This is a genomic window from Pedobacter folensis, assembly GCF_056490665.1.
This window is the reverse complement of record NZ_JBWJIF010000002.1, coordinates 508,289-534,022: the sequence shown is the minus strand read 5'-3', so window position 1 is coordinate 534,022 and position 25,734 is coordinate 508,289. Positions and strand designations below refer to the sequence as shown.

The 25,734-nt window shown below is 39.7% G+C and carries 27 protein-coding genes; 7 read left to right on the top strand and 20 right to left on the bottom strand.

Annotated elements, in window-relative coordinates; genetic code table 11:
• Positions 1-17: 17 nt before the first annotated feature.
• Positions 18-677, top strand: coding sequence for an MgtC/SapB family protein (locus AC04QZ_RS10940; RefSeq protein ID WP_086548575.1), 660 nt, complete (start codon positions 18-20; stop codon positions 675-677).
• Here the strand turns inward: AC04QZ_RS10940 and AC04QZ_RS10935 are convergent.
• Positions 658-1,155: an RDD family protein gene (locus tag AC04QZ_RS10935; protein WP_478357792.1), complete on the bottom strand. Its 498-nt coding sequence runs from the start codon at positions 1,153-1,155 to the stop codon at positions 658-660. The genes AC04QZ_RS10940 and AC04QZ_RS10935 overlap by 20 nt on opposite strands.
• Positions 1,156-1,264: 109 nt before the next feature.
• Between AC04QZ_RS10935 and AC04QZ_RS10930 the strand changes: the two genes are divergently transcribed.
• Positions 1,265-2,692 (top strand): L-serine ammonia-lyase, encoded by a 1,428-nt coding sequence (locus AC04QZ_RS10930; protein WP_478357791.1) that lies wholly within the window; start codon positions 1,265-1,267, stop codon positions 2,690-2,692.
• Between the two features lie 111 nt (positions 2,693-2,803).
• Positions 2,804-3,997: a C1 family peptidase gene (locus AC04QZ_RS10925; RefSeq protein WP_086548572.1), complete on the top strand. Its 1,194-nt coding sequence runs from the start codon at positions 2,804-2,806 to the stop codon at positions 3,995-3,997.
• A gap of 338 nt (positions 3,998-4,335) precedes the next feature.
• Here the strand turns inward: AC04QZ_RS10925 and AC04QZ_RS10920 are convergent, their stop codons facing one another.
• The 11 genes from AC04QZ_RS10920 to AC04QZ_RS10870 all read right to left on the bottom strand — a co-directional run bounded on the left by AC04QZ_RS10920 (position 4,336) and on the right by AC04QZ_RS10870 (position 12,435).
• Positions 4,336-5,247, bottom strand: a complete 912-nt coding sequence (locus AC04QZ_RS10920; RefSeq protein WP_478357790.1) for an AEC family transporter — start codon at positions 5,245-5,247, stop codon at positions 4,336-4,338.
• Positions 5,248-5,389: 142 nt separating this feature from the next.
• Complete coding sequence (locus tag AC04QZ_RS10915; protein ID WP_478357789.1) at positions 5,390-6,610, bottom strand: DEAD/DEAH box helicase; 1,221 nt, start codon at positions 6,608-6,610, stop codon at positions 5,390-5,392.
• A gap of 186 nt (positions 6,611-6,796) precedes the next feature.
• Positions 6,797-7,249, bottom strand: coding sequence for an Hsp20/alpha crystallin family protein (locus AC04QZ_RS10910; protein ID WP_478357788.1), 453 nt, complete (start codon positions 7,247-7,249; stop codon positions 6,797-6,799).
• Positions 7,250-7,303: 54 nt separating this feature from the next.
• Positions 7,304-7,696 carry a hypothetical protein gene (locus AC04QZ_RS10905; protein WP_478357787.1) on the bottom strand — a complete coding sequence of 131 codons (393 nt, stop codon included), beginning with the start codon at positions 7,694-7,696 and terminating at the stop codon, positions 7,304-7,306.
• A gap of 4 nt (positions 7,697-7,700) precedes the next feature.
• Positions 7,701-7,934, bottom strand: a complete 234-nt coding sequence (locus AC04QZ_RS10900) for a hypothetical protein (protein WP_478357786.1) — start codon at positions 7,932-7,934, stop codon at positions 7,701-7,703.
• A gap of 5 nt (positions 7,935-7,939) precedes the next feature.
• Positions 7,940-8,206 (bottom strand): hypothetical protein, encoded by a 267-nt coding sequence (locus AC04QZ_RS10895; protein ID WP_478357785.1) that lies wholly within the window; start codon positions 8,204-8,206, stop codon positions 7,940-7,942.
• Positions 8,207-8,610: 404 nt separating this feature from the next.
• Positions 8,611-8,961 (bottom strand): hypothetical protein, encoded by a 351-nt coding sequence (locus AC04QZ_RS10890; protein WP_478357784.1) that lies wholly within the window; start codon positions 8,959-8,961, stop codon positions 8,611-8,613.
• A 10-nt stretch (positions 8,962-8,971) separates the two neighbouring features.
• A complete protein-coding gene (locus AC04QZ_RS10885; RefSeq protein ID WP_057933206.1) occupies positions 8,972-9,523 on the bottom strand; it encodes an RNA polymerase sigma factor in 552 nt (183 codons plus the stop codon).
• Between the two features lie 113 nt (positions 9,524-9,636).
• On the bottom strand, positions 9,637-10,572 hold the full coding sequence (locus AC04QZ_RS10880) for a ketopantoate reductase family protein (RefSeq protein WP_478357783.1): 936 nt from the start codon (positions 10,570-10,572) through the stop codon (positions 9,637-9,639).
• 11 nt (positions 10,573-10,583) lie between these two features.
• Positions 10,584-11,510 (bottom strand): hypothetical protein, encoded by a 927-nt coding sequence (locus AC04QZ_RS10875; RefSeq protein WP_478357782.1) that lies wholly within the window; start codon positions 11,508-11,510, stop codon positions 10,584-10,586.
• A gap of 163 nt (positions 11,511-11,673) precedes the next feature.
• Positions 11,674-12,435 (bottom strand): DUF4197 domain-containing protein, encoded by a 762-nt coding sequence (locus AC04QZ_RS10870; protein ID WP_086548564.1) that lies wholly within the window; start codon positions 12,433-12,435, stop codon positions 11,674-11,676.
• Between the two features lie 217 nt (positions 12,436-12,652).
• Here AC04QZ_RS10870 and AC04QZ_RS10865 point away from each other — a divergent pair, with 217 nt between their 5' ends.
• The 3 genes from AC04QZ_RS10865 (at position 12,653) to AC04QZ_RS10855 (ending at position 15,249) form a co-directional block, all read left to right on the top strand.
• On the top strand, positions 12,653-13,231 hold the full coding sequence (locus tag AC04QZ_RS10865; protein WP_086548563.1) for an RNA polymerase sigma factor: 579 nt from the start codon (positions 12,653-12,655) through the stop codon (positions 13,229-13,231).
• On the top strand, positions 13,224-14,531 hold the full coding sequence (locus AC04QZ_RS10860; protein WP_478357781.1) for a carboxypeptidase-like regulatory domain-containing protein: 1,308 nt from the start codon (positions 13,224-13,226) through the stop codon (positions 14,529-14,531). Before AC04QZ_RS10865 ends, AC04QZ_RS10860 begins: the two co-directional genes overlap by 8 nt.
• A 103-nt stretch (positions 14,532-14,634) precedes the next feature.
• On the top strand, positions 14,635-15,249 hold the full coding sequence (locus AC04QZ_RS10855) for an FMN-binding negative transcriptional regulator (protein WP_478357780.1): 615 nt from the start codon (positions 14,635-14,637) through the stop codon (positions 15,247-15,249).
• A gap of 219 nt (positions 15,250-15,468) precedes the next feature.
• Here the strand turns inward: AC04QZ_RS10855 and AC04QZ_RS10850 are convergent, their stop codons facing one another.
• From AC04QZ_RS10850 to miaB, 8 genes are all read right to left on the bottom strand, one after another.
• Complete coding sequence (locus tag AC04QZ_RS10850; RefSeq protein ID WP_086548561.1) at positions 15,469-16,479, bottom strand: inorganic phosphate transporter; 1,011 nt, start codon at positions 16,477-16,479, stop codon at positions 15,469-15,471.
• A 12-nt stretch (positions 16,480-16,491) separates the two neighbouring features.
• Positions 16,492-17,133, bottom strand: a complete 642-nt coding sequence (locus AC04QZ_RS10845) for a DUF47 domain-containing protein (protein ID WP_029274248.1) — start codon at positions 17,131-17,133, stop codon at positions 16,492-16,494.
• A gap of 346 nt (positions 17,134-17,479) precedes the next feature.
• Positions 17,480-18,505 (bottom strand): sensor histidine kinase, encoded by a 1,026-nt coding sequence (locus AC04QZ_RS10840; protein WP_086548560.1) that lies wholly within the window; start codon positions 18,503-18,505, stop codon positions 17,480-17,482.
• A gap of 134 nt (positions 18,506-18,639) precedes the next feature.
• A complete protein-coding gene (secG, locus tag AC04QZ_RS10835; RefSeq protein WP_086548559.1) occupies positions 18,640-19,002 on the bottom strand; it encodes a preprotein translocase subunit SecG in 363 nt (120 codons plus the stop codon).
• A gap of 14 nt (positions 19,003-19,016) precedes the next feature.
• Complete coding sequence (locus AC04QZ_RS10830) at positions 19,017-20,075, bottom strand: hypothetical protein (RefSeq protein WP_478357779.1); 1,059 nt, start codon at positions 20,073-20,075, stop codon at positions 19,017-19,019.
• A gap of 75 nt (positions 20,076-20,150) precedes the next feature.
• A complete protein-coding gene (locus AC04QZ_RS10825) occupies positions 20,151-20,663 on the bottom strand; it encodes an LptE family protein (protein WP_086548557.1) in 513 nt (170 codons plus the stop codon).
• 37 nt (positions 20,664-20,700) lie between these two features.
• Positions 20,701-21,948 carry a sigma 54-interacting transcriptional regulator gene (locus AC04QZ_RS10820; protein ID WP_086548556.1) on the bottom strand — a complete coding sequence of 416 codons (1,248 nt, stop codon included), beginning with the start codon at positions 21,946-21,948 and terminating at the stop codon, positions 20,701-20,703.
• 70 nt (positions 21,949-22,018) lie between these two features.
• Positions 22,019-23,434 (bottom strand): tRNA (N6-isopentenyl adenosine(37)-C2)-methylthiotransferase MiaB, encoded by a 1,416-nt coding sequence (gene miaB, locus AC04QZ_RS10815; protein WP_478357778.1) that lies wholly within the window; start codon positions 23,432-23,434, stop codon positions 22,019-22,021.
• 470 nt (positions 23,435-23,904) lie between these two features.
• Here miaB and AC04QZ_RS10810 point away from each other — a divergent pair, with 470 nt between their 5' ends.
• Positions 23,905-25,692: an AsmA family protein gene (locus AC04QZ_RS10810; protein ID WP_478357777.1), complete on the top strand. Its 1,788-nt coding sequence runs from the start codon at positions 23,905-23,907 to the stop codon at positions 25,690-25,692.
• Positions 25,693-25,734 lie beyond the last annotated feature (42 nt).

The following is a 25,734-nucleotide window of genomic DNA, read 5'->3' as shown; positions in this document are numbered from 1 at the left end:
TGTGATAATTCAAGGCGATGAACGAAATCATAGACCAAAACCATTTCATTACACAGAGTGAAATCAATAAATTTTTATTGGCTACCCTACTTTGTGGCATCATTGGTGCCGAACGCGAGTACAGAAGTAAATCTGCCGGACTTAAAACCATGATGATGATTGGTTTGGGCGCTACCCTGTTTACCATCCTGTCCATCAAAATCGGACCAACCAGTCAGGATCGGATTGCCTCGAACATTGTTACCGGAATAGGTTTTTTAGGTGCCGGGGTAATTTTTAAAGAAGAAAACCGCGTTAAAGGGCTCACCACTGCCTGCATTATCTGGATTGTTGCCGCCATCGGAATGGCTGTAGGCTCAGGTTATTACGAACAGGCAATAGGCGTTACCATTGTGGTTTTACTGGCGCTGATTATTTTTCCCTTTTTAGAAGAAATTGGCGACCGTCGTTTTACCAAAAGGGTTTACCGAATCGTTAAAAAACAGCATACACACGGCAATTTAGAAAGCTACGAGGAGGTTTTTCGCGAAAGCAAACTTAAACCCCAGCGTGGGAAACACCAACTGGTGGATAATATCATCACCGGAAACTGGACAGCTACAGGTACCCCGCAAAACCATCAGAAATTTGTGGAGCGGATGCTTAAAGATGATGATATTATAGAGTTTGATTTTTAAAAAGATCTTGACCAGGGAATTGGAAATTCTTTTGTTCCATAGTCCAAATTTTTTCATCAACTACAATGGTGTCCGACCAGCGATCATGCCATGGCGTGCAAGGATTACCCAATGCACTTAATGCATTAAAAGGGATCGAGCGTACCATATTCCGGGTTAAAGCTTTTGCAAAATCAATTTCGGTGCCATCCACGTTCACCACCTTGGTACCGGTAATGAGTTTGCCGATTGATTTCCCATGCGAAACAGCCTCTGTTAAGCACATGATAAAACCATAACACACTATTGCAATCAAACGGACTAAAAGATCATTAATCCCGATCAACACACTTGGCATCAGGATTTGCGCGCAGATGCAGATTACAATGAAAATAATGAAAAAAGCAATTTGATCGATAATATAATTAGCGAACCTTTTTCCTGTACTGGCCCGGCAGTAATTCAGGTTTATAGTTTCTTTATAGCTGTATCCTTCCATTAGCGTGCTTATAATTAGACCTTTCTAAGGTAAAATATTTTCATCTTCGGCCAAAATTAATTCATCCAAAATCATAAAACAATCATAGCTTTGTATAACTATATTCATAATGATCAAGGAACAGATTTCAGTTTTCGATATTTTTAAAATAGGCATAGGCCCATCCAGCTCACATACCTTAGGTCCATGGCGGGCTGCACAACAGTTTACAGCTTCGCTTGCTCAAAACCATTTGATTGATGAAATTGAAGGGATAAAAATATTGCTTTATGGTTCACTTGCCAAAACAGGTAAAGGCCACGGAACTGATGTCGCGATTCTACTCGGCTTAACAGGTGCCGATCCGGTAACTTTTGATGTGGATGCCGTTACACCTACTTTCGAAAGCATCCAAAGAGATCAGAAATTAAATCTTGCTGGTCATTTAATCATTGATTTTGATTACGATAACGACCTGCTTTTTCTTTTTGCTGAAAGTTTGCCCTTCCACCCAAATGCAGTTACTTTTCAGGCATTTTTAAAGGGCGGAAAAGCATTTTCAGAAACCTACTACTCTATTGGTGGTGGTTTTGTGGTTAAAGAAGGAGAAGACAATAGTAAAAAACCACAGGTAGACCTTCCTTTTCCTGTAGAAAAAGCAAAAGACCTTTTACACTGGTGTTTATCTACCGGTTTAAAGGTGAGCGAAATTGTAATGGAAAACGAACTGGCCTGGCGCACTGAAGCTGAGACCAAAAAAGGCATCTTACAGCATTTTGCGGTAATGCGCGATTGTATTTATCGCGGATGTCATACCACGGGTTTTTTACCCGGCGGGTTAAATGTGGCGCGAAGGGCATTTCCGCTAAATAAACGATTAATTGGCAAAAGCGAATATTCAGATTACAATAGCTGGGTAGAAGCCATTAGAAAAGGTGGAAATGGTTTTAATTATACTTTAGACTGGGTAAGCTGTTTTGCGCTAGCCGTTAACGAAGAAAATGCATCATTTGGCCGTGTGGTAACTGCTCCTACCAATGGTGCTGCGGGAGTAATTCCAGCCGTACTACAATATTTTATTACCTTTTGCGATGGTTACAGCGAAGAAAAAATCATGCAGTTTATTGCCTGCGCTTCAGAAATAGGCAGTATTTTCAAAAAAGGAGCAACAATTTCAGCGGCTATGGGTGGCTGTCAGGCCGAAATTGGCGTTTCCTCTGCCATGGCTGCGGCAGCGCTGACAGAGTGTTTGGGCGGTTCGCAAAGGCAGGTTTTAATGGCAGCAGAAATTGCCATGGAACATCATTTAGGTTTAACCTGCGATCCGATTGGCGGCCTGGTACAGATCCCTTGTATCGAAAGAAACACCATGGGCGCCATCAAAGCCATCACTGCTAGTCAGCTCGCCCTGCAAAGCAATCCCGATAAGGCAAAAGTAAGCTTAGATGCAGTGGTAAATACCATGTGGGAAACCGCCCTCGATATGAATGCCAAATACAAAGAAACATCTGATGGAGGCTTGGCAACCAATATTCCAATCAGTTTGCCAGAATGTTAATTCAACATTGTTGCAATAAAATGATAAATGTTATCGATTTATTACAAACTTTCTGGTGTCAAATGAACAAGTATTTTTACATTCGCTGAATTATTAATTATTCATAAAAAAATGATCAACTACACAAAAATCAGTGTGATTGGTTTGGCTTTGTCGTTATCTATATCCGCGACTTATGCTCAAGACAATCTCGTTAATTCTTTAAAAAACAACCAAAGCGAAAACAGTGCTGCTTCTTTTAAGTTCACCGAAGTGATTAACCTGGCCAATACACCAGTTCAAAACCAGGGTTCTTCTGGTACTTGCTGGAGTTATTCTACCAACTCATTTTTAGAATCAGAAATGATTAAAGCGGGCAAACAACCCGTAACCTTATCTCAACTTTTTTCGGCCCGCAATGCTTATGTAGAAAAAGGTAAAAATTACGTGCGTATGCATGGTGCAGTTTCATTAGGCGATGGTGGTGCTTTGCACGATGTAATCAACATGTACAGAAAATATGGTGCGGTTCCACAGGAAGTATACACCGGATTAAATTACGGCACTAAAATTAATAAAACCGCAGAGCTTGGCGATATCGAAAAAGGTGTTTTAGAAGCTGTTGTAAAGAATGCAAATGGCGAGTTAACGCCAAACTGGTTAAAAGCTTATACCGGCGTAATTGATGCTTATTTAGGCGCTGTACCCGAAAACTTTACCTACAATGGCAAAAAATACACACCAAAAACTTTTGCTCAGGAAGTGGTAGGTTTAAATGCCGACAACTATGTAGAACTTTCATCGTTTAATGATCATCCTTTCTATAGTAAATTTACTTTGTTAGTGCCTGATAACTGGTCTTTTGATCAGGTTTATAATGTTAAAGTGAATGAGTTAACTGACATTATTGATAATGCTTTAAAAGGTGGTTATACAGTTGCCTGGGCTACAGATGTAAGCGAAAAAAACTTCAGCTGGAAAAATGGTGTGGCTTTTGTTCCGCAAACGCCTTTCGCTGATATGACAGCTAAACAAAAAGCAGATATGTTTAATGGTCCGCAGCCAGAGATGGAAATTACCCAGGAGAACCGTCAGCTTGCTTTCGACAACTATCAAACTACTGATGATCATGGGATGCACATTGTGGGTTTAGCCAAAGATCAAACCGGTAAAGAATATTATATCGTTAAAAACTCCTGGGGAGCAAGCAACGATTATAAAGGATATTTATACGTAACGAAAAACTATGTAAAATATAAAACAACCGCAATATTATTAAACAAAGCAGGGATTCCAGCTGCAATTTCTAAAAAATTAGCGTTGTAATTAAACCTAAATTATTCAGGAAGCCGCAGAAGAAATTTTGCGGCTTTTTTGTTGGGTTTAACCGCAAAGAACACGAAGGTTTTCGCAAGACCTAATGGTCGCCACCCTGACCTGTAGCGCAGCGGAAAGCTACGCAGTAACCCGAGCTTTAAGCGAGCTCACCGAAGGTAATTTATTTCAGGGTCTATCCTAGCAAGAAAGATGCTGAAACGAGTTCAGCATGACGATCGTGGTAAGAAATTGTGTTAAAATTGATCATGGCGGGTAAATGTTAATCAAACTTAAGCGCATAAGACTTCCTCTGCACTCACGTACTTGGTGGTTAAAAACGGAATAAATTAAACTAAACCCGAGTAGGTCAATACCAGCCACCATAAACCTGTGGTCATAAAAGACAATAAAATCCCGATCCCAACAACCAGATTAGAAAGTTTAGGATTAAGATTATACTGATCGGCTACCACTCCTGCGGTTAATAGCGTTGGCATAGCCATTTCGAAAATGGTTATTTTGGTTATCATGCCATTCATGCCTAAAACAAGTGCCAGAAGCAAAACAACCAGTGGCGCTAATATCAGTTTGTACAATAAAGCAAAACTGATGTGTTTTAGTTCACTGAACCAACCGCCAAATTTTAGCTGTAAACCGATTGAAAACAGCGCCAGCGGCCCAACCGTACCTGCCAGTTTCTCGAATAACGGATCAAGTGAAGAAAGATCAATAAAACGTGGGAGGCTTAGCGCCAAAACGCAACCAATGAGCGGCGGAAAAGTTAATACTTTTTTCAGCACCAGTTTCGGGCTTAACTTTTGATGCTGTGATGAGCGGATGGCGACAATAATGCCAATGGTAGACAAAAGCGTAAAGGTAACCTGATCGCAGATTATGGCTACAGCCAGTTCTTTTTCACTAAAATAGGCCACAATTAACGGGAAACCTACAAATGAAGTATTACTTAAAGAACTGGTTAGTTTTAAGCCGCCTGAAGTGGCTTTACTCATATTCTGGATGCGGCTATAAAGCGTGATAAACAACCAGCCAAATAGCCAGATACAAATTGGTGCCAGTGCCGGAAACAATAGGTCTTTAGTCCAGGTAATATGTGGCAGATATTTAAACGAAACTGCTGGCAGCGCAATGTAGATAATCCAGGCATTAATGCCTTTGTGTGCATCTTTGGGAAGCGATTTACTTTTTCTGAAAAGAATCCCCGCCACAATGCATAAACCGATAAGAATGAAGTTTGCCATTTGAATAGCTCGGAATTAATCTAAAAACTTGAACTCGATAAATGTTCGTTAAACATCACAAAGCAAAAATCAATGATGGAGCACAGGTTAAAAGCAAATGGATGAATCTCCTATCGCTAGATCAATCATCCATATTACATTTTTAAGCAGAAGGTTTTGGTTTTTTCTTTTTGTGCCAAACCTTTTTCTTGCCTTTATGCTGCGGTCTTTTTTCCTCCACATGTGTAATTTCCATTGCGGCTATACTTTCTGGCAATGGCATCCGGGGAACTTCCTTCTCAATTAACTTTTCAATGTTATCGAATTTACGTTTATCTCTTCCGTTAACCAATGTAATAGCTGTTCCTTTGGTTGCAGCTCTTGCGGTACGACCAATCCTGTGTACGTAATCGGCCGGATCGCCGGGAACATCATAATTGATGACCAGGTCGATTCCCTCTACATCGATTCCGCGGGATAATACATCCGTTCCAATTAAAATTGGCAACCTGCGGTTTTTAAAAGCCAGTAAAATATCTTCGCGTTCTTTCTGCCCCAAATCGGAGTGAAAAGCTTCGGCTTTGATGCCTAATCCTTTAAAAGTTTTAAATAAAGCTTTTACTTTATCCTTGGTCGAAACGAAAATAATGCTGCTTTTATATTGTCCGCTTTTAAAAATATCGGTTAATAAAGCCTGTTTCTGTTGATCATGAATATTATAGGCCTGTTGATCTATTCCCTCGGCAGGTTTAGCAATTGAAATGGTAATCTGCTTCGGTTCGTGCAAAATCTTGCCCGCCATAGTCCTTATTTTCGGGGCCATTGTAGCCGAGAATAAAAGCGTTTGCCTTTTCTTTGGCAGGTAGCTAATAATGCGGATAATATCGTCGTAAAAACCCATATCCAACATCCTATCGGCTTCATCTAAAATCAAATGCTGCAAATGTTCCAGTTTTAGCACGCCTGAAGATAAATGTGCCATTAGCCTGCCCGGAGTAGCAATAATAATATCTACACCTTCGCGCATTGAACGTTTTTGCTGTTCGTAGGCAATACCATCTCCGCCGCCGTAAACTGCTAATGAACTGATATTGGTAAAATAAGCCAGCGCCTCTACCTGTAAATCGATCTGTTGTGCAAGCTCACGTGTTGGAGCCAGGATCAAGGTATTGTTGTGTCTATCAGCCGCTTTGCTAATTTTATCCATTACGGGTAATAAATAGCTGGCTGTTTTTCCGGTACCGGTTTGCGCGCAGGCAATCAGATCATGATTATCTAAAATTACCGGGATGGCTTGTTCTTGTATTGGAGTAGCGCTTTTATACCCCATGGCCATTAAACCTTCGTATAAATCGGGGTTAAAATTAAAGTCGTTAAAATTCAATCTATTGTGTTTATGTCTTTTAGCAAAAGTACCTTAAAATACCGCTAATAGCAAACTGCATTTCAATATCCCTTTGCTTAGTAATATGAAAAGCAATAACGAATGTATTCCTGCCTGTTGAAATTAAATAAAATAGCCCCAACTGCTTTAAAACAATCGGGGCCTGGAAATTATAATAGACGAAACTTAGTCTACCAGAATATCTTTCTCTGGTGTGTTCGTTTCAGGGTTTTTAGGTAGTGTAACTTTCAAAATTCCATCAGCATAACTGGCTGAAATATTTTCTACTAAAACCTTTCCGTTTAAGCCAAAAGCCCTTTCGAAAGTGCCGTTGCTATATTCTCTACGGCTATACTTTTTAGCTGAATCGGCTTCTTCTTTCGCTTGGTAAGAAACGGTTAATACATCATCTTTGGTAACCACTTTTAAGTTCTCTTTAACCAAAGCCGGTGCAAAAAGCTCAATAATAAAGCTGCTTTCTGTTTCTTCTATGTTTACAGGCACTTTTCTAAAGCCCTGGTTAAACATACCGTGTTTATGGTGACCGAAAGGACCACCAAAGTGTCTTCCAAATCTTCCCTCTCCTGCGCCGAAGCGACCATGCATCTTGCCCGAATGGCATCTATGTTCGTTGTACATTTTATTTAATTTTAATTGTTATTTATTTTGTTAATTCATCAGCCTGGGCCAATATTAGTTATAAACTGCCTGCTCCGTTTTAGGGATACCCAACAGCTGCGTGATGATATTTGCGTAGGGATATGCCGGCGAGAAAACGGCATAGTCAAATTTTAAACCCCTTATCTGAACCAAAATATCATCGATAAATTTCATGGGCTCAAGCAGTGCGCTGATCAGTCCCGATTTAGGTTTCTCTTCTTCATCAATAGCCTTTTTCCCCTGAAAAATATTCAATTCCTTGCTGTAGGCTTTAAAGTCTGCACCAATTTGTTCTATAGGAGCTTTAAACTCATCCGAGCTAAAGAAAGTTACCTTCTCCCCCCGGGTAATCAGTTCGTTTGCCATGCCCAAAATCGGTTTGACATCAGACTGAGATGGATCGCTTAAAAAAAGTACCTGTGACATAACGCTATCTATTTAATGGATTTATACTGTCAACAGGTGTAATCATGGTATCGTCCATTTTTCTGCTGTGGTGACTGTAATTATGGTTTCTATGATGTCCTTGCTGGCAGTCATCATGATAATGCCTGTTTTTAAAATCTAACCGATCGCGGTATCCATTCTGAACGGCCAGTACATTTAAGCTGTAAAAAGTTCCTGCAGCAACAGCCAGTGCCAGTAATATTCTAAATGTTCTCATGGCGGTTAATCATTTATGTTAATGTTGTTAACTGTTCCGTTGCCTTGTACGGTTGGTCTGTACCATTGGTTATCAATCGGCACAATAGGGTTATAATAATTTTCGAAGCCGTTAAAGCGGTTATGGAAATAGTGGCGTCTTCTGCCGATAAAAATCCTGAACATTAAACCGATCAGCATGATGGCTAATATAAATTTGAACACAAATGGTATGAAGAAAGCGACTGTACCAAGTACAATCCCGAATCCTATGGTTTTTAATATTTTTTTCATCCGTTTATAATTTTAAAGCATGGTAATCAATTCACCGTAAATGAGTTGAGTTACCAACACTGTTGTTTTTGTTATTTATATAGGAAGACGGCGAACCTTTATTTTTACTTTAAATTATTTTGATTTTTTTATTTACTAAAGGATTTTGTCATCCTGAATGCAATGAAGGACCTTTTAGTCGTTACCCTTTCGGTCGGTGAGACACCAACCGATAGAATAAGCGCTTTAAGATTCCCGCCTGCGCGGGAAAGACGGACCACTCTACTAAAAATCTGTCTTGATAGATCTCTCCACTCCGCGTTGCTGTGGTCGAGATGACGATTCGCGGAGAGGCTTTCACGATGTTCAGAATAACGGAGAAATAGATAAAACAAAAAAGCTCCGAATTTCTTCGGAGCCTTTGGCTATTCCTTATTTCGGTGGTGGCCCCATCCGCCACATCTCCGTTTATATTCTTCCTTAAATTTTGCCCGCTCCTCTTCGTTCATCGAATCCCATTTGGCCCGCATTCCCCTGGCGCGCTCACGGAAACCGCCGCCACCGTGTCCTCCTTTATTGAAATTTCCGAACAATATTCTGCAAAGTACGAGCAAACCAAGGGCCTGCCAGTAATTAAGCCGCCCTGCATGGGCTACTTCCGGCAGAATCCAGTTCCATAAAGACATAACTACGTAACCCAGTACCGCTGCAATAAGCACCGCTACAGGGAAAAAGAACATGAATTTCTTACCGCGATTAAAATTTCTATTCATCATGTCTGTAAATTTAATAGTTAATAAATTCCTGATATAAATTTTGTAAGCGGTTACGCAGGTGTTTTACCGCATAACCTTTTCTTGATATTAATGTTTTGATATTCTCTCCGCTCTCATCGGCCAGCTCCTGAAAGGTACGTTCTTCGAGTTCGTTCTGAACAAATACATAACGTTGATTTTCGGGCAGCTCCTCAAGTGCCAAAAACAATTGATCCCAGAATAGTTTCTTTAAACTCTCTTCTTCAGGCGAGTAAGCCTCAGCTAGTAAAATTTCTTTAAAATTGATTTCACCATCCTCCCCTTCGAAAGTAAAATCTTCTAACGATTCTTCTTTTTGTTTGCGGTATTTATCGGTGATCTTATTTCTGGCCACCCGATATAACCAGCCACTGATCTGCTCGATGGCACCTGCTTCGGGTTGGTTGCTGAGCTGAAACCAAACATCCTGTAAAATATCTTCTGCATCCTCATCCGTATTCACCCTTCCACGGATGAAACTGAATAAGCGTTTACCATAATTGGCAACTGTTGAAATGATATTTTGAGGTTCGTTTGTTGGCACTAAATTTTGCTTAATAACCCAGTAAACGGATGAAACTCAATATTACTTTAAATTTTCTTTACTTTTTTCAGGAAATTAGCATTTTCGATTAAAATCGCCTGATTTTTAGCGATTTACAATGATCTTCTTTTGAGCAATCCTTCGTACAGTTTATGATAAGTTGGCGTAGCCATGCCAAGTTTTTCGGCTTCACGCACGATGTAGCCTGTTAATGCTTCTACTTCTGTTTGCGGTTTTTGGTTGAGATAATCGCGGTGCATGGATGAAGTAACCTCATAGGGCATCGATTTCATCGTATTTAATGTTTTATCCGAAATGTCATCACTGATGCTTACGCCTTTAGCCAGGGCAAGGTTTTTCACTTCTTCAATTAACTTCAGGACCGTTTGAAGATTTTCTTCCAGTACCTTTCCAATGGTGCTATCGAAATAAGACGTGGAAGTGGCCGTAGGAGAAATAAATATAAATTTTTCCCAGATGGCGGTAGAGATTTTATCCGAAACTGTTACATCGATTCCGGCATCAAACATTAAATTTTTCAGCTGTAAAACCGCATCACTAAGTGGCCCATCCATACCAAAAGACAGTTTTTGAATGTTGCCAGAATTTTCGATGATGCCGGGTGATTTGATTTTGGAAACGATAAAAGCACAGCCTTTCAAAACATTTGCATGTGGCAGGGTTTCTAAAATTTGATCGCTTGCACTAACGCCATTTAAAAGTGGCAATAATACCGTTTTGTGGTTGATTAAGGGTTTTAACTTTTCGATGGTTTGTTTTAAATCGTAGCTTTTGGTGCAGATGATCACATAATCGGCAATGCCGATCTTACCATAATCATCAGTAGCTAAAAATGGCTGAGTGATAAAACTTTCGTTGCCGTTTATTACCGTTAAACCCTTTTTTTGTATCTCATTTAAATGTTCACCGCGGGCAACAAAAACAACTTCCACATCATTTGCGCTGTTGTATTTCTTTGACAGCAAACCTCCGAAATACCCACCCACGCCACCAATTCCTACAATAACAATTCTTGTTTTATTTGGCATGATCATGCGGATTATTTCAATGCACCCGTTGGATTGTTTCCTTTATCCACTATTGTTTTAACATTCCCGTTTAAATCAGCAACATATATTTTGCTCTGCGTGAAAGGTTTTTCAGCGCCGCTGTAAAAGATCCTGTCATCGGCAGTGAGAAAAACATAAGGAACATTTATACCTTTTGGCGAAATACGCGTTACTTTTTTACTGGCCAGATCCAAAATATAAACGGCTTCACTAGGTCCTGTCAATCCGTCCAGAACATCGTTATTCCCTGCATTAAAAATCAGTTTGGCTCCATCTCTTGTATAAAAGAAACGGTTGCTACTTGCGATGGTAAATTCCTTCCCGATCAAATCGGCTATCGGTTTGGTATCGATTAACTTTCCTGTTAGATCAAAGGTGTACAGGTTATTAAGATCCTGCCCGATGATTTCCTTTTCATTTTTCCAGGTTGGGGCATAAACATTTATTTTAGATGCACTATCGAGCATCACATATCCCGAGTTATCGGTTTTAATTACGCCTATCTTCCATAGGTTTTTACTGTTAAAAATATTGAAAGCGATCGCGCTTCCATCAGCCGACCACATGGCCTGATAATAATTATGGCTGTTTACCTGCAATTTGCCCTGGCTTTTGTTTTCCATATCGGCAATCCAAATTGACCTGTTCCCGATAGAATCGCTCAGGGTATAGGCCAGTTTATTCCCATCCGGAGAAATCGCCGGATCGGCAGCGCCACCAAATGAAATCTGTTTCATCGTATCAATACTCGTGGCTACAATTTTATCTCCATCCTGATAAGCCAGCGCAAAATTTTTACTGCTTAATGAAACAGTATCTAAAACGGCTTTGGCACTCTCTTCGGATTTGTTGCTATTGCAAGCAGTTAATACCATTGCAATACAAGCTAAAGCAAATGGTTTGTTGAACTTCATCATGTACAATTTTACAAATAGTTTTTGGCTCTGTTGTTCCGGATAAGCTCGGGGAGCTATATTTTACTTAATACAAACTTTCTAATTTCGGTCTGTTAGGACATAGACCGAGGCAATTGATTCTTTCCGCCACGGTTCGTGTCCTCGCGAGCCACAATTAAACAGATTAAATCTTTTTCTTATCCGCGTAACCAAATACCTTTTGCAATAATGTAGTGCTTCTTGAGCTCAGGTTGCCCCTAATTTTGAGTTCTTCCTTCGCAACTTCCACAAATAAACCATCTATCGCTTTTTGCGTAACGTATTCCGTTAAGTTGGTATTTACGGGTTTTACCAATGGCAAGCGGTTGTATTGTGTAGTTAAATCGCTGTAATACTTGGTGGCATTTACCTTATTCAGGCTGGTGGTTACAATCGGGCTAAATTTTTGCATCAATTGTGCAGTGGTTACCCTTTTAAAATATTCGGTAGCTGCATCTTTGTTTCCTAAAAGGATATTCGTTGCATCGGTTAAAGTCATCTGTTTAATGGCTGATATAAAAATAGGCTTCGCTTCGGTAGCCGCATCTTCAGCGGCACGGTTTAAGCTTACAATCACATTATCGCAAAGTTTGTTCAAACCTATACTGCGTAATGTTTTTTCAACTTTTTGTGCTTCCGGAGGCATTAGGATTTTAACGGCCAGGTTACCCAAAAAGCCATCTTTTAGCGAAAGCCTGTCAGCACCTGCAGAAACACCAATTTGGAGCGCTTCTTTAATGCCCTGTCCTATTTCAAAAGTAGAAGGTGTTCCGGTAGCTGCTGTTGTGGTGCCCTGTTTTTCGGTTATCTTTTTAAATATATCACTCAGCTTAATCTGTGCGCTAACATTTAGGCTTGCAAATACCAGCATGGCCAGTGATGCCGTTACAATATTGATCTTTTTCATTTCGTGTGTTTAATCATGCTTAGCAAAACAACTGCCATACTTTCTTTTACCCTCAAAGATAATCCTTTGCATAGGACAACACCATTTAAACCGTTCAAAAAGATAGCCAACAACGTAAAATATTTAAGACCTTCTCTTCCTAAAAAATTAGTTTATGTCTCATCACTCAGAAATATTTTTTATACTTGAAAGATAATTCGAAATAGCTGCCATTTTTTTGAGGTTTATAAAAAACACAGCTGGGAACACCCAGCAAGACGATGCCAAACTGATTGCTGAGTATAAAAATACCGGCGATTTGGACGCGTTGGGTACGCTTTACAATAAATATATGCATTTGGTGTTCGGGGTTTGCTTAAACTACTTTAAAGATGAAGAGCAAAGCAAGGATGCGGTAATGCAGATTTTCGAAGAACTGGTAACGAAGCTGAAAATATATGAGGTCCAGAATTTTAAAAGCTGGCTTCATGTTTTAACGCGGAACCATTGTTTAATGGCACTTCGGAAATCGGCAAAGCAAAATAATGTCTCCATAGACGATACTTTTGTGGAAAACAGCGAGTTTGTGCATCTGGATATAGACAACACAAAAGAAACGCAGCTTACCATTATGGAAAAGTGTATGGAAACTTTGCCCGAAGAACAGCGAAAAAGCGTAGATTTATTTTATTTACAAGAAAAATGCTATAAAGAAGTAGCCGATATTACGGGCTACGACATGCTTAAAGTTAAGAGTTACATCCAAAACGGTAAGCGGAATTTAAAGATTTGTATAGAGAAAAACAGTAGTGAATAACGATTGGTTAGATATTGATGTTCTGGAAGATTACCTGGATGGTAAGCTTGATGCTAAAGCTATGCACTTCGTAGAAAGACAGGCTTTAGAGGATCCTTTTGTTGCCGAAGCCCTGGAGGGACTGAAACAATCGCCTAAACGCAAGCAAACACTGTCTATCTTACAAAAACAACTCTACGACCGTGTTGCTGAGAAACCTATAAAACGCAAGCTTTGGGGCATTACTACGCAAAGGTTAAGTATAGCGGCAACAGCAACGGTAGCCTTTATTGCAGTGAGCATTTTATTCTTCATGCGCGAAACCAACCGCCGAAACGCAGAAATTGCAGCACACAAACAAGGCGGTGTAATGGTTCAGTTGGATAGCACAACAACAATTGCGGCTGCAAAACCAAAAGAAGATACCGTAGCACAAATTAGCACAAGAGCCGCATTAGTTGATAAAGCCATTACAACAGCAAAAACAGGCGATTTAGCAAAAAACACGAAAACCAAACCTATTGCACAACCTGCCGAACAACAAATTGCCGAAGCAAAAGCTGTTTCAGATTACAATCGGGCAAGATCGGCAAAAGCAGAAAGCCCTGGCGCTTATGCTTATAAAGCAAAAGCGGAACAAAATGCACTAAATGAAGCCGTGGTGGCTGCAGCACCTGCTCCGGCATTAGCATCGAGTAAAATTGCATTTAGTGGCAATGTTGTAGACCAAAGCAATGGCCGACCTGTACAAGGGGCTGTGGTAAAATTAGCCGGCTCGAAAAATGTAACCGCTACAGATGCGAAAGGTTATTTTTATTTACCTGCTGACAGCAATGCAAAGGATAAGGATTTATTGATTAATGCCATTGGTTTTAAAGAATTGCCTGTAGCTGGCCTGCAAGATCCTAACGCGATTAAAAGTGCATTAAGCGGAAATAAATCGCTAAATGAAATTGCATTAATTACGGGCTCGAACGGACACAAAAAAGAAAATATTGCTGCACCAAAAATTACATTACATGCAGAACAAAACCTGGATGGAAAATCGGCAGATGATATTACGAAGCCTATTCCGGTTTCTACCATTAACTATGGCCAATATTTAGAGAGCAACAATAAACTTTATAACCCTAAAGGCCCTGCACAATTTGTAATTTTAAGTTTCAAAGTTAAAAGTAACGGCCGGCCGGCCAATGTTAGCGTTATAAAATCGCTCAACAAAAAAGCCGATGCGGAAGCGAAACGGCTGATTCAGGAAGGTCCGGATTGGGTATTGCCTAAAAATGGAGTTGATTCAGTTGAAATAAGCGTTAAGTTTTAAATTTCGGATATTCACCGCAAAAGAATTATAATAGCATAAGGATAACATCATCGCTAATTATATTCATCGTAATTCTCTTTTTCTCAGCAGTAAATATTTACTTATGTACAAATCGCCACATTTTGTCGCTAACAATCAAGATGAAATTCTTGAATTTATGTACAAAAATACTTTTGTAACATTAATCGGTTTTGACGGAGAGTATCCTGTTGCCACACAGGTACCTGTTAAAACAGTAGTTAATGGCAATTCGATAAAACTTATTGGCCACATCATGACCAAAACTGATCATTGCAGGGCTTTTGAACAGCATCGAAATGTAATGGCCATTTTTACAGGTGTACACGCTTACATTAGTGCCTCCGTTTATGAAAAACCTGCTTCGGTTTCCACCTGGAACTATAAAACCGTTCAGGCCAAAGGCATCATCAGACTCATGGGCTCGGAAGAAACTTATCAGGTGATAAAAGAATTAACCGATAAATACGAAGATCCTCAAACAAGCGCTGCAGCGTTTAACAAAATGGATGAAGCGTACATCCAGAAACACTTAAAGGCAATTACTGGTTTTGAGGTTTCCGTTAGTCATATCGATCATGTTTTTAAATTGAGCCAGAACCATTCACTCAAAAACCAGGAAAGCATTGTGGCCAACCTGGAGAAAAGCGAAGATCCACTGTCAAAAGAAGTGGCTAAAGAGATGAAAAAGGGCTTCTAAGAGATTTACCTATTTTGAACCACAGAGTTGCACAGAGAAGAGCACAAAGTATATAATTTTGGAGCACCGTACATCGACTGCAGAGCTATCTTAATTATACTTGAATAAAATCTCTGTGTTGCTCTGCGTGAAACTCAACATCCTTTATGGTGAAAACGCCAAAAAAAAAGACCAAGGCGATTCGCTTTGGTCTCTTGAGTATATTAAAGGATTTTGTTTTTACTTTAAGTAGTAAATAGCTGCATAAATAATGGCGGCCAGTGTTGCCGATACCGGAATGGTTAAAATCCAGGCCCAGATTAAGTTGATGGTTACCCCCCAACGTACAGCCGAAACACTTTTTACCACACCCACACCCACAATCGAACCTGTAATGGTGTGCGTTGTAGAAACCGGAATACCGAAATGCTCTGTAATACCTAAAGTTACTGCACCTGCACCTTCGGCAGCTACACCTTCCAGCGCGGTTACCTTGGTAATTTTCGATCCCATTGTTTTAACAATTTTCCAGCCACCACTCATGGTACCTAATGATATTGCCGAATAACAGGCAATCGGTACCCATGCCGGCATGGCATCGAAATTAGGAATCACTTTAGAGGCGATTAAAGCTGTAGCAATAATACCCATTACTTTTTGTGCATCGTTACCGCCATGGAAGAAACTCAGTGCAGCAGAAGATAACAACTGCAGGCGTTTAAACCATTTCTCAGCTGTTGCCGGCTTAGCATAACGACAGATATTGATAATGATCAGTGTTAATACAACTGAAATCACCATACCAATTATCGGTGCCAATACAATGAAAGAAACAATTTTTATTACATAACCCATGTTTACAGCATCAAGCGGGCTAGCGCCTGTAAGTAAAGCATGTGTCATACCCGCACCGGCAAAACCACCAATTAAGGTATGCGATGAACTTGAAGGGATACCATACCACCAGGTTAAAAGGTTCCAGATAATTGCAGCAACTAAACCTGCAAGGATAACTTCAAGTGTGATATAATTTTCGATTACCGTTTTAGCAACCGTATTAGCCACTTTGTGGTCGGTAAAATAAAAGTAAGCAGCGAAATTGAACAACGCAGCCCACAAAACCGCCTGAAAAGGCGTAAGAACTTTTGTAGAAACAACTGTTGCAATCGAGTTAGCGGCATCGTGAAAGCCGTTAATGTAATCGAAAGCAATAGCCAGAATTACAACAACAACCAATAAGGTAGTTACCATGTTTGTTTTTTATTAAGCGTTTTTAACCAAGATAGTTTCAAGCACATTCGCCACATCCTCACACTTATCTGTCGCTTTTTCTATCGTTTGTAAAACCTCTTTTTGTTTAATTAATTCAATCGCATTGGTTTCGTATTCGAATAAACGGGCTACCGCTAATGTAAATACATAATCAGCCTGGTTTTCGCCGCTGTTAATACGGATACAAGCATCGGCAATTACGCGGATGTTTTTGAAACTGCGTAATTCTTTAATCGCTTTATCAATATCAGTACACATCTCTACCAAAAGCTCGGCAATTTTAACAATTGGCTCGTTAATGGTATTCATGTTATACATCTGCATGCGGTTTGCAGTACCATAAATATAATCGGCAACATCATCAACGGCAGTAGCCAATGCATGGATGTCTTCTCTATCAAATGGTGTAATAAAGTTCCTGCTTAGTTCAAGAAAAATTGAATGGGTAATATCATCACCTACATGCTCCAGGCGCTCAATTTCTTTAAAAATTGTTTTCCTGCTTTCAGCATCACCCGTGCTAACCATTTCTAAAAGGGTTTCTGCAATTTTTAATGCATTGCTACCGGCTTGTTCGAAAAGCGGATGAAACTTTTTGTCTTGAGGTGTAAAGAACTTAAAAATATTGTTCATGTTAATTTTTAATATGTTGCAAAGCTACAAGCCCAATGTTAAGTTAATGTTAATTTATTAATTATATTAACTAATTATTGCCTTATTTAATCAGGTCTGGCTTATTTCGATATTTTTAGGTGGCTGACAATGAAATAAATAGGTTTTTTGGAAAACTGCGTGAACAAGTACTTCGGTACCGATAGCCCCGCTAAACGCTTTATCCTGATGAAAAATCAGGATGCCCGCTAATATCGGGTTTAGCAACAGTGGTCAATGGCTTTTCGGAACCAAATCAGACGCTATATTTTCATGCGTTCCTTATTTCCATGGCCAAAATTGAAGAATGATTATCAAGGCACTCAGGCTACCCGCCTTTTTGTAGCGTAAAAGCAAAGGTAGTGCCTATACCGGGTGTACTTCTTACCGAAATGGTTTGCTGGTGCGCTTCCAAAATGTGCTTCACAATGGCTAAGCCTAAACCTGTACCACCAACTTCCCTCGCCCGGTGGGTATCGATGCGGTAAAAGCGTTCAAATAAACGCAACAGGTGTTTTTCTTCAATGCCAATTCCATTATCGGTCACTTCTATCAAAACCTGATCGTGTAGCTCAAAAATCTTGATGGCCGTCTCTCCTCCGTCTATTCCGTACTTAATGCTGTTGACCATTAAGTTAATCAACACCTGCCTGATCTTTTCGCGATCGGCTGAAACCAAGGTAATGGCTGTGTATTTATCTTTAAAAAAGAGTTTAATATTTTTTGCTTCTGCGCGGTCTTCGAGGTTTTCCATTACCTCTTTCGCCAGCTGCACAAAATCGAATTTTTGGTAGTTAATAGGCGATTCGCCCGTTTCTAACTTCGAAATAACGTCTAAATCATTAATTAAATAACTCAGTCGCTCTACATTATTTTCTGCTTTTTTTAGGAATAAAACAGCCTGATCGGGATCATCTACCAAACAGTCCTGTAAAGTTTCGATATAACCCTGGATGGCAAAAAGCGGGGTTTTAAACTCGTGCGAAACATTTGAAAGAAATTCTCTCCTAAACTGTTCCTGTTTTTTTAATAGATCTATTTCTTTTTTCTTTGCGCCCGCCCATTCTTTTACTTCCTGCTCTACATCATTAATCGGATCGGAACTCACATACTCGCCCAGTGCATCTTTTAAATCCTTACCTAATTTAAGGTTATGGATAAGCTTGTAGATGAGTTTAATTTTAGTGTAAATGTATTTTTCCAGCAAATAATAAAAAACCAAAAAACTACACAGAAACGATACACCAAAAGAAATAGCCATATAATACAGACTATGCTGAAAATAAAAATTAACCATCCCGATGGAAAGACCAACGGCAAGAGCAGTAAATAGAACCAGCACACTTAATTTCATGTTGCAATTTAAAGCTTTTTATGTTAAATGTGTGTTAAGAGATCAAGGGGATTGATTCATTTATTACGGAATGGTAAAAAACAAAAAAGCTTTCCCTTTTGAGGAAAGCTTTATAAAATACGGGTAAGTATTACTTATTTCTTTGTTGAATCAGCTTTAGCCGGAGTTGAAGCTGCAGGTTTAGTGCTGTTTAAATTTCCGCCAAGTGGAGATGGTGATGGCGTTTTATCTAAACGCTCCTGAATAGCTGAGTTTCCAACCGCTGCAGTACCACCGCTGGTTTTAGCAATTGTAGTCACCGCAAGCGTTAAAACCACGATCAGGGTTAACAATACCCACGATCCTTTTTCTAAAACATCGCCGGTACGTTGTACACCAAACATGTTACTGGTGCCACCACCGGTAGCTAAACCTCCGCCTTTAGGGTTTTGTACTAAAACAAACAAGCCTAAGGCTACACACGCAATAATTAATAAAATGATTAAAAAGGTTACCATGGTAATATTATATTTTAAAATTTCTTTTCTATAGATTGGATAAGGTCGGCAAAGTAACGGCTTTTTTCCGGATATTTCAAACTTAATTTTTTATAAGTATCTATGGCTTTGTGATAAAGCATTTGCTCGATATAAATTTTAGCTAAAGTCTCCGAAACTAGGTCGTAATTGTCTTCTGCACTTTTCTTTGCCTTATTTTCATTATCTATCTGTTCTGGCTTTGGCGGCTTGATTGTTGGATCTTCTTTCAAAAATCGCTCAATAATTTCGGCTCCCTTTGCATCTTTAATTTCGGCAGAAGGATATTCGGCTAAATGATCAGCTACTTCGAAAGGGGTTTGAATGTGGAAGATATGCTCCACATACTGTTGCTGAAACTCCGCTCTTTCCTGCTGCTGGTTATTTTGTGGCTGTGTTTTTACCTTAGCAGCGTTAGGGTGCGCATAAGGCTGAAAAATTTGTTCGTGTTCTTTGCGGGTTTTAGCCAACCACCATAAAAACGTATACGGAAGTTTATCGTCGTTATATTGCGAAACAAAATTCCTTTCAGGTTCATCGGGAACTACGGTTTCAATTTCTGGTGCGGTGCTAACCACATCTGTGCTTAGTTTCTGCTCAAAGGCAAAAAAATCGGTAGCAGCTACACTTTCAATAAAAGAATCATCATCTGCCGGCAAGTCCATTAAATGACGATCAATACCCGGCAGGTTATCTGGCGTTTCTACATTCGCCGTTTGACTGGCAGGTGAAGGGGTATCTGCAGTAAATTCATTTATTTCTTCGAAAACTTCCTGTTCGTCTGGTATATGTTCAGTAAGCACTGTATTAATTTCAGCATCCTCTTCCTGCTTCGGCTCACGCACTGAAACCATATTTAATACATGGAACAATACGTGCCCCTGGCTATAAAGTGCCGCCTTTGGCACTGCTGATGCACTGGCCTTAGCCAATAGTAAATGAATGGGCTGGGCATATGGAAATTGCTGCACCATTTCCTGCAACATGGATACATGCTCTGGTCCAACCTTTCCGGGTTGCGCAAGTAAATCTGCCAGTAGCTTTTTGTTATCCATTATCGAGGTTTGCCGCTAAGTTAAAAAAATGTAGACGGGTTTTGAAAATTTTGTCTTTTTAGAATCCTGCTTTATTTACCACTGCGCAAATGCACGGTTAAAAATATCTTCTGATAATTGTTTATTAATCGCTTCTATAGCCCCAGGCAGTAACGATTGGATTGGCGCCCCGTTGATCGGAAAATCGAAAAACTTAGTAAAGCTTTCTTCAAAACTTTCTTTTTCGTGCTCTTTTATATTATTCTTATACTTTACTGAAACGGTTATGGTTAATCTGTTTGCACCTGATGTAGGTGTGGCACTATTTTGAAGCGCAACTGGTTTAATTTCGTAACCTGTTATTCTGCCCTCAAACGATGCATCGCCCTCACCTGTAGGAGAAATAATCAATTTCGTTTGCGTGCGGATCCGGGTTTTTAATGATTCCGTAATCTGATTACTTAACGTTGGCACAACCAATGGTGCATTATTTTCAAATACGCGAACAACCACCGTTTTTAATCCGGTTGTAGAGGCCCCGCTGAATTTGTAAGAACAAGCGTTTAATACCGAAGCCAGAAGGATTAAAGCAAATATTTTAATTTTCATAGATCATTATTGATGCTTAAAGCAATTGTACGTTAAATTATAAATTTAATTCTTTAATTTTTCGGTACAATGTTCTTTCAGAGATACCCAGTTCCTGTGCTGCAAATTTGCGTTTGCCCTTGTGTTTCTTTAGTGCTTTTTTAATCAGGTCCGATTCTTTATCCACTAACGACAAAGATTCTTCTACTTCTTCTGCCTCGTGTGCAAAATAATCAGTATTGCCATTGTTGTTGATGTTATTATTGCCTGGTGTAGGTTGCTGAATGGTAAAGGCGTGTTCCTGCCCTGCCGGCAATTCTACATCGCGATACAGCTGATTGATATATTGTGGATTATCTGCCAGAACAGTCGCGGTATTTCCACCATGTTGAATAATTTCTGCAACTAATTTCTTAAGCTCAACCATATCTTTTTTCATATCGAAAAGTACCTTGTACAAAATATCTCTTTCTGTAAAATCTTCTTTCGATTGAGCATTAATCGTCATGGGCAGGTTACTTCCTGCTTCATTCGGGATATAGTTTAAAATGGCCTGTCCGGTTACATTACGGTCTTTTTCCAACACACAGATCTGCTCGGCAATATTTTTTAACTGACGAACATTGCCCGGCCAGCTATAGTTAGTTAAAATCTGAATGGCATCTGGTTCCAGGTGTAATGCCGGACTACGGTATTTATCGCTAAAATCGGCAGAGAATTTTCTGAATAATAAATAAATATCTTCTTTACGCTCTTGCAAAGCCGGTATGCGCAATGGAACGGTATTTAACCTGTAATATAAATCTTCGCGGAATTTTCCGTTTTTAACGCGGTTATACACATCAACATTGGTTGCAGCAATAATGCGAACATCTGTTTTCTGCACTTTAGATGAACCTACACGTAAGTATTCACCACTTTCTAAAATACGCAGTAAACGTGCCTGTGTGCCTAAAGGCAGCTCAGCAACCTCATCTAAAAAAATGGTTCCGCCGTTGGCTACTTCAAAGTAACCTTTACGTGCTTCGTGTGCACCTGTAAAAGATCCTTTCTCGTGACCAAACAATTCTGAATCAATGGTTCCTTCGGGAATTGCACCACAGTTTACGGCAATAAAAGCACCGTGTTTACGGGCACTCATTTGATGGATAATCTGTGAGAACACCTCTTTACCGCTACCACTTTCGCCGGTTATTAACACCGACATATCCGTTGGTGCTACCTGGCTTGCAATATCGATAGCACGGTTAAGCAATGGCGAATTGCCAATAATACCGAACCGTTGTTTAATATTTTGTGTATCCATTCTTTAGATTTGAGTATTGAGATTTGAGATATTAGACCTTAAGCCTCTTGCCTTCTACCCTCTACCTTTTTTAAACTATTTTACCAATTAACGTAGCTGAAGTGCATTTTTCGATAAATACATTTGCATACTGGCCCGGTTTAACGCCTTCAATGGCTGGGAAAATGGCCATTGCGCCGCTATCTCCTCTTCCGCAATAATCCAGATCGGATTTTTTAGAAGTACCTTCAATCAAAACGCGAACGGTTTTACCCACCCACTCTTGCAAGCGCATTAACGAATGTGCCTGTTGCTTGGCTAAAATCTCCGCTAAACGGCGTTTTTTCACCTCTTCAGGAATATCATCTTCCAATTTACGGGCAGCTAAAGTTCCTGGTCTTTCAGAGTAAGTGAAGTTATAAGCAAAATCATACTCCACATAATCCATCATGCTCAGGGTTTCCTGGTGCTCTTCTTCTGTTTCCGTACAGAAACCAGCGATGATATCGGTAGAAATTGCACAACCCGGGATAATGTTGCGGATGGCATCAATACGGTTAATATACCATTCGCGGGTATAAGTCCTGTTCATCAATTCTAATATGCGGGTATTACCCGATTGAACAGGCAAATGGATATAATTACAAATGTTATCGTATTTAGCAATAGTATATAAAACCTCGTCGGTAATATCTTTAGGGTGCGAAGTAGAAAAACGAACCCTTAAATCAGGATTAACCAATGCCGTTTGCTCCAAAAGCTGCGCAAAATTTACGGTTTCTGTTCCATCTTCTGATGTCCAGGTGTACGAATCTACGTTCTGGCCCAAGAGTGTAACCTCGCGGTAACCGGCTTCAAATAAACCTTTTGCTTCTTCTACAATCGAATGGGCATCGCGGCTACGTTCGCGGCCACGCGTAAAAGGAACCACACAGAAAGAACACATGTTATTACAACCACGGGTAATGGAAATAAAGGCGGTAATTCCGTTGCTGTTTAAACGAACCGGACTGATATCTGCATAAGTTTCTTCGCGTGATAAAAGTACATTAACCGCTTTATGCCCACTTTCTACCTGCTCAATTAAGTTCGGCAGATCGCGGTAAGCATCTGGTCCTACTACTACATCAACCAAACGCTCTTCTTCTAAAAATTTAGATTTTAAACGTTCTGCCATACAGCCCAAAACGCCAACAATTAATTTCGGGTTACGACGTTTTTCGACGCCGAACTGCGAAAGGCGGTTTCTAACCCTGGTTTCGGCGTTTTCGCGGATGGAGCAGGTGTTGATAAAGATTACATCAGCCTGGTGATAATCCCCTGTGGTTTCAAATCCAGTTTCGGATAAAATAGAGGCAACAATTTCGCTATCAGCAAAATTCATTGCACAACCGTAACTTTCGATATATAATTTACGGGCATCGGCTTTAATTGGTGTATCTAAAATTAAAGCTTCACCTTGCCTTGCTTCATCGTGCGTCTTATCCTGTACTTGTAAATCAATCATTATTTAAAAACATTTTGGGGATTGCAAAAATACATAAATAAAATTAAAAGTGACAAATTGACATATTTTGTTTAAATGTTTACAGTACGATTATGATCATACCACGATTGGCACCGAATGACTTCATGCTGGTTAAGAAAGATTTTTTGGGAAACGTACAGTGCCGTGCCTGTGGAGGACTGCAGATCCGCTACGGTCGCGTTTAAATTACTATGAGGGGTCTCTGTGCCAGCAGCCTAGCCGATTTAGCCCTTGGCGAAGCGGTACCCTGCAGGCAGGAGGCATCTCGAAGTTTCGGGAAAGCGTACAAGCGTAGCAAAGAAGCAAACACTGTTACATACACTGCACCTGCGCTCCAAAAATTATTTCATCATTCTTCCTTATTCGTCTTTCAGCTTTAGTCTTTTCCCTATCCGCTTCAAAAAAACCTTTCGCTCTTCTATCTGTTACATATCGATAAGCCATAATAAATGACAGCTCAGCATAGAAATAAAATTTGGACCTGGATAGGAAGCATATTCGGCATATTGATCTTAATTGTTGCATTTGGCGCTATGTTTTTAAGTGCCCGTTGGAAACCTATGTTGACCGAAAAAATTAAGGCCGGGGTATATAATGGTTCCCATCACCTGTACCGGATAGATTTTAAAAGCATTAACTTAAATGTAATTACCGGCAGCTTAGCCTTGCGCGATGTTACTTTGATCCCCGATACAGCTGTTTTCGACAGCTTGAAGAAAAAACAGCTGGCTCCTGCACATACTTTCGAGCTTAAACTAAAGAAACTACAGATTAGCCGTGTTGGAATATTAACGGCCTACTTTAAAAAACGGATAGATGTAAATGAAATCATTTTACAAAAGCCATCTATCAACATGATTTTTAATAAGGTCACTAAAAAACCAGATACCCTAAAAGATGAAAAATCGCTTTATGAGCAGATTTCGAAAACTTTTAAATCGGTACACGTTAAAAGTATCAAAATTGTTGATGCAGATTTCGATTATATTAACAAAACTGCTGCAAAGAAGACCAAAAACTCCATAAAACACCTCGACATTACCATTAACGATTTCTTATTGGATTCGCTTTCTGGCAACGACACCACAAGGTTTTATTATACTAAAGATGCATCCTTTCAAATTGCCGGTTACAAATCGGTAACGAAAGATAAAATGTACAACATGAAAGTTGATACCATTAAGGGTTCTACTGCATCAAAAAAAATAACAGTTAAGGGTTTTAAACTGACGCCATTATATGATGAACTTACTTTTGCCAGAAAATACAACGTTCAGAAAGACCGGTATAACCTCAGTTTTGATAAAATAGAATTTAACGGCGTTGATTTTATTGGTTTAAATACCGACCAGAAACTACATGCCAAATCGCTAAGGATTGGTCCGGCCAATGTGGAGGTTTTTATGAGTCGCGAATCGCCACCTCCTCCGGGCTTTGATAAAGGCCAAAACTACCCGCATATGGCATTGAAAAGGTTAAATATGCCTACCCTGATTGATACGGTAAAATTAAGAAACGTTAATGTTAAATACGCTGAATTTAATCCGGCGAGCAAAAAAACCGGAACGGTTGATTTTAAAGCAATCACCGGAAACATTTTAAATGTAACCAACGATAGTTTGCAATTGAGCAAAAAAAACCACGCTGTGGCTGATTTAAATACGCTTTTAATGGGCACAGGAAAGCTGAATGTAAAAATCGATTTCAACCTTAGCGATAAAAACGGGGCATTCGCTTACAGCGGCAGCCTGGGCCGGTTTGACATGAAAAATTTAAATCCGCTATCAAAATCGCTGGGCCTGGTTGAAATAGAAAGCGGCAATATACAACATCTTGATTTTAAGGCGAACGGAAATTTAAGGTCGGCATCGGGATCGATGAATATGCTGTACACTGATTTAAAGGTGAAACTGCTATCAGACAATATTGATGGCGAAGGAACTAAAGAGAAAGGATTTTTATCTTTTCTGGCTAATGCCATTTTAGTTAAAAATGAAAACCCACAAAAAGGCGAAGCGCCAAGAACAGCAAACATGACCAATACCAGAATTAATTCGGCATCCTTTTTTAACCTGATGTGGAAAACCCTTTTTGTAGGCATAAAGGATATTGTAGGTGTTGGTGTAGTACCCGAAAAGAATCCGGTAAAACAGCAAAAAGTAATTGCTAAAAAAATAAGGGAACAAAAACGGGCAGACAGAAAAGCGGCAAGGAAAGCCCGGAGAGAAAAAAACTGATCTTACATTTTTCATATATATGTTTATAACCGTATATTGCTA

What these genes read in the sequence shown, in the direction of transcription:
- miaB (WP_478357778.1), bottom strand. Translation starts at nt 23,434, where the DNA reads ATGATTGATTTACAAGTACAGGATAAGACGCACGATGAAGCAAGGCAA.
- AC04QZ_RS10930 (WP_478357791.1), top strand. Translation starts at nt 1,265, where the DNA reads ATGATCAAGGAACAGATTTCAGTTTTCGATATTTTTAAAATAGGCATA.
- AC04QZ_RS10850 (WP_086548561.1), bottom strand. Translation starts at nt 16,479, where the DNA reads ATGGTAACTACCTTATTGGTTGTTGTTGTAATTCTGGCTATTGCTTTC.
- AC04QZ_RS10830 (WP_478357779.1), bottom strand. Translation starts at nt 20,075, where the DNA reads ATGGATAACAAAAAGCTACTGGCAGATTTACTTGCGCAACCCGGAAAG.
- AC04QZ_RS10925 (WP_086548572.1), top strand. Translation starts at nt 2,804, where the DNA reads ATGATCAACTACACAAAAATCAGTGTGATTGGTTTGGCTTTGTCGTTA.
- AC04QZ_RS10825 (WP_086548557.1), bottom strand. Translation starts at nt 20,663, where the DNA reads ATGAAAATTAAAATATTTGCTTTAATCCTTCTGGCTTCGGTATTAAAC.
- AC04QZ_RS10875 (WP_478357782.1), bottom strand. Translation starts at nt 11,510, where the DNA reads ATGATGAAGTTCAACAAACCATTTGCTTTAGCTTGTATTGCAATGGTA.
- AC04QZ_RS10855 (WP_478357780.1), top strand. Translation starts at nt 14,635, where the DNA reads ATGTACAAATCGCCACATTTTGTCGCTAACAATCAAGATGAAATTCTT.
- AC04QZ_RS10840 (WP_086548560.1), bottom strand. Translation starts at nt 18,505, where the DNA reads ATGAAATTAAGTGTGCTGGTTCTATTTACTGCTCTTGCCGTTGGTCTT.
- AC04QZ_RS10880 (WP_478357783.1), bottom strand. Translation starts at nt 10,572, where the DNA reads ATGCCAAATAAAACAAGAATTGTTATTGTAGGAATTGGTGGCGTGGGT.
- AC04QZ_RS10895 (WP_478357785.1), bottom strand. Translation starts at nt 8,206, where the DNA reads ATGAAAAAAATATTAAAAACCATAGGATTCGGGATTGTACTTGGTACA.
- AC04QZ_RS10910 (WP_478357788.1), bottom strand. Translation starts at nt 7,249, where the DNA reads ATGTACAACGAACATAGATGCCATTCGGGCAAGATGCATGGTCGCTTC.
- AC04QZ_RS10900 (WP_478357786.1), bottom strand. Translation starts at nt 7,934, where the DNA reads ATGAGAACATTTAGAATATTACTGGCACTGGCTGTTGCTGCAGGAACT.
- AC04QZ_RS10890 (WP_478357784.1), bottom strand. Translation starts at nt 8,961, where the DNA reads ATGATGAATAGAAATTTTAATCGCGGTAAGAAATTCATGTTCTTTTTC.
- AC04QZ_RS10920 (WP_478357790.1), bottom strand. Translation starts at nt 5,247, where the DNA reads ATGGCAAACTTCATTCTTATCGGTTTATGCATTGTGGCGGGGATTCTT.
- AC04QZ_RS10935 (WP_478357792.1), bottom strand. Translation starts at nt 1,155, where the DNA reads ATGGAAGGATACAGCTATAAAGAAACTATAAACCTGAATTACTGCCGG.
- secG (WP_086548559.1), bottom strand. Translation starts at nt 19,002, where the DNA reads ATGGTAACCTTTTTAATCATTTTATTAATTATTGCGTGTGTAGCCTTA.
- AC04QZ_RS10810 (WP_478357777.1), top strand. Translation starts at nt 23,905, where the DNA reads ATGACAGCTCAGCATAGAAATAAAATTTGGACCTGGATAGGAAGCATA.
- AC04QZ_RS10870 (WP_086548564.1), bottom strand. Translation starts at nt 12,435, where the DNA reads ATGAAAAAGATCAATATTGTAACGGCATCACTGGCCATGCTGGTATTT.
- AC04QZ_RS10940 (WP_086548575.1), top strand. Translation starts at nt 18, where the DNA reads ATGAACGAAATCATAGACCAAAACCATTTCATTACACAGAGTGAAATC.
- AC04QZ_RS10845 (WP_029274248.1), bottom strand. Translation starts at nt 17,133, where the DNA reads ATGAACAATATTTTTAAGTTCTTTACACCTCAAGACAAAAAGTTTCAT.
- AC04QZ_RS10905 (WP_478357787.1), bottom strand. Translation starts at nt 7,696, where the DNA reads ATGTCACAGGTACTTTTTTTAAGCGATCCATCTCAGTCTGATGTCAAA.
- AC04QZ_RS10820 (WP_086548556.1), bottom strand. Translation starts at nt 21,948, where the DNA reads ATGGATACACAAAATATTAAACAACGGTTCGGTATTATTGGCAATTCG.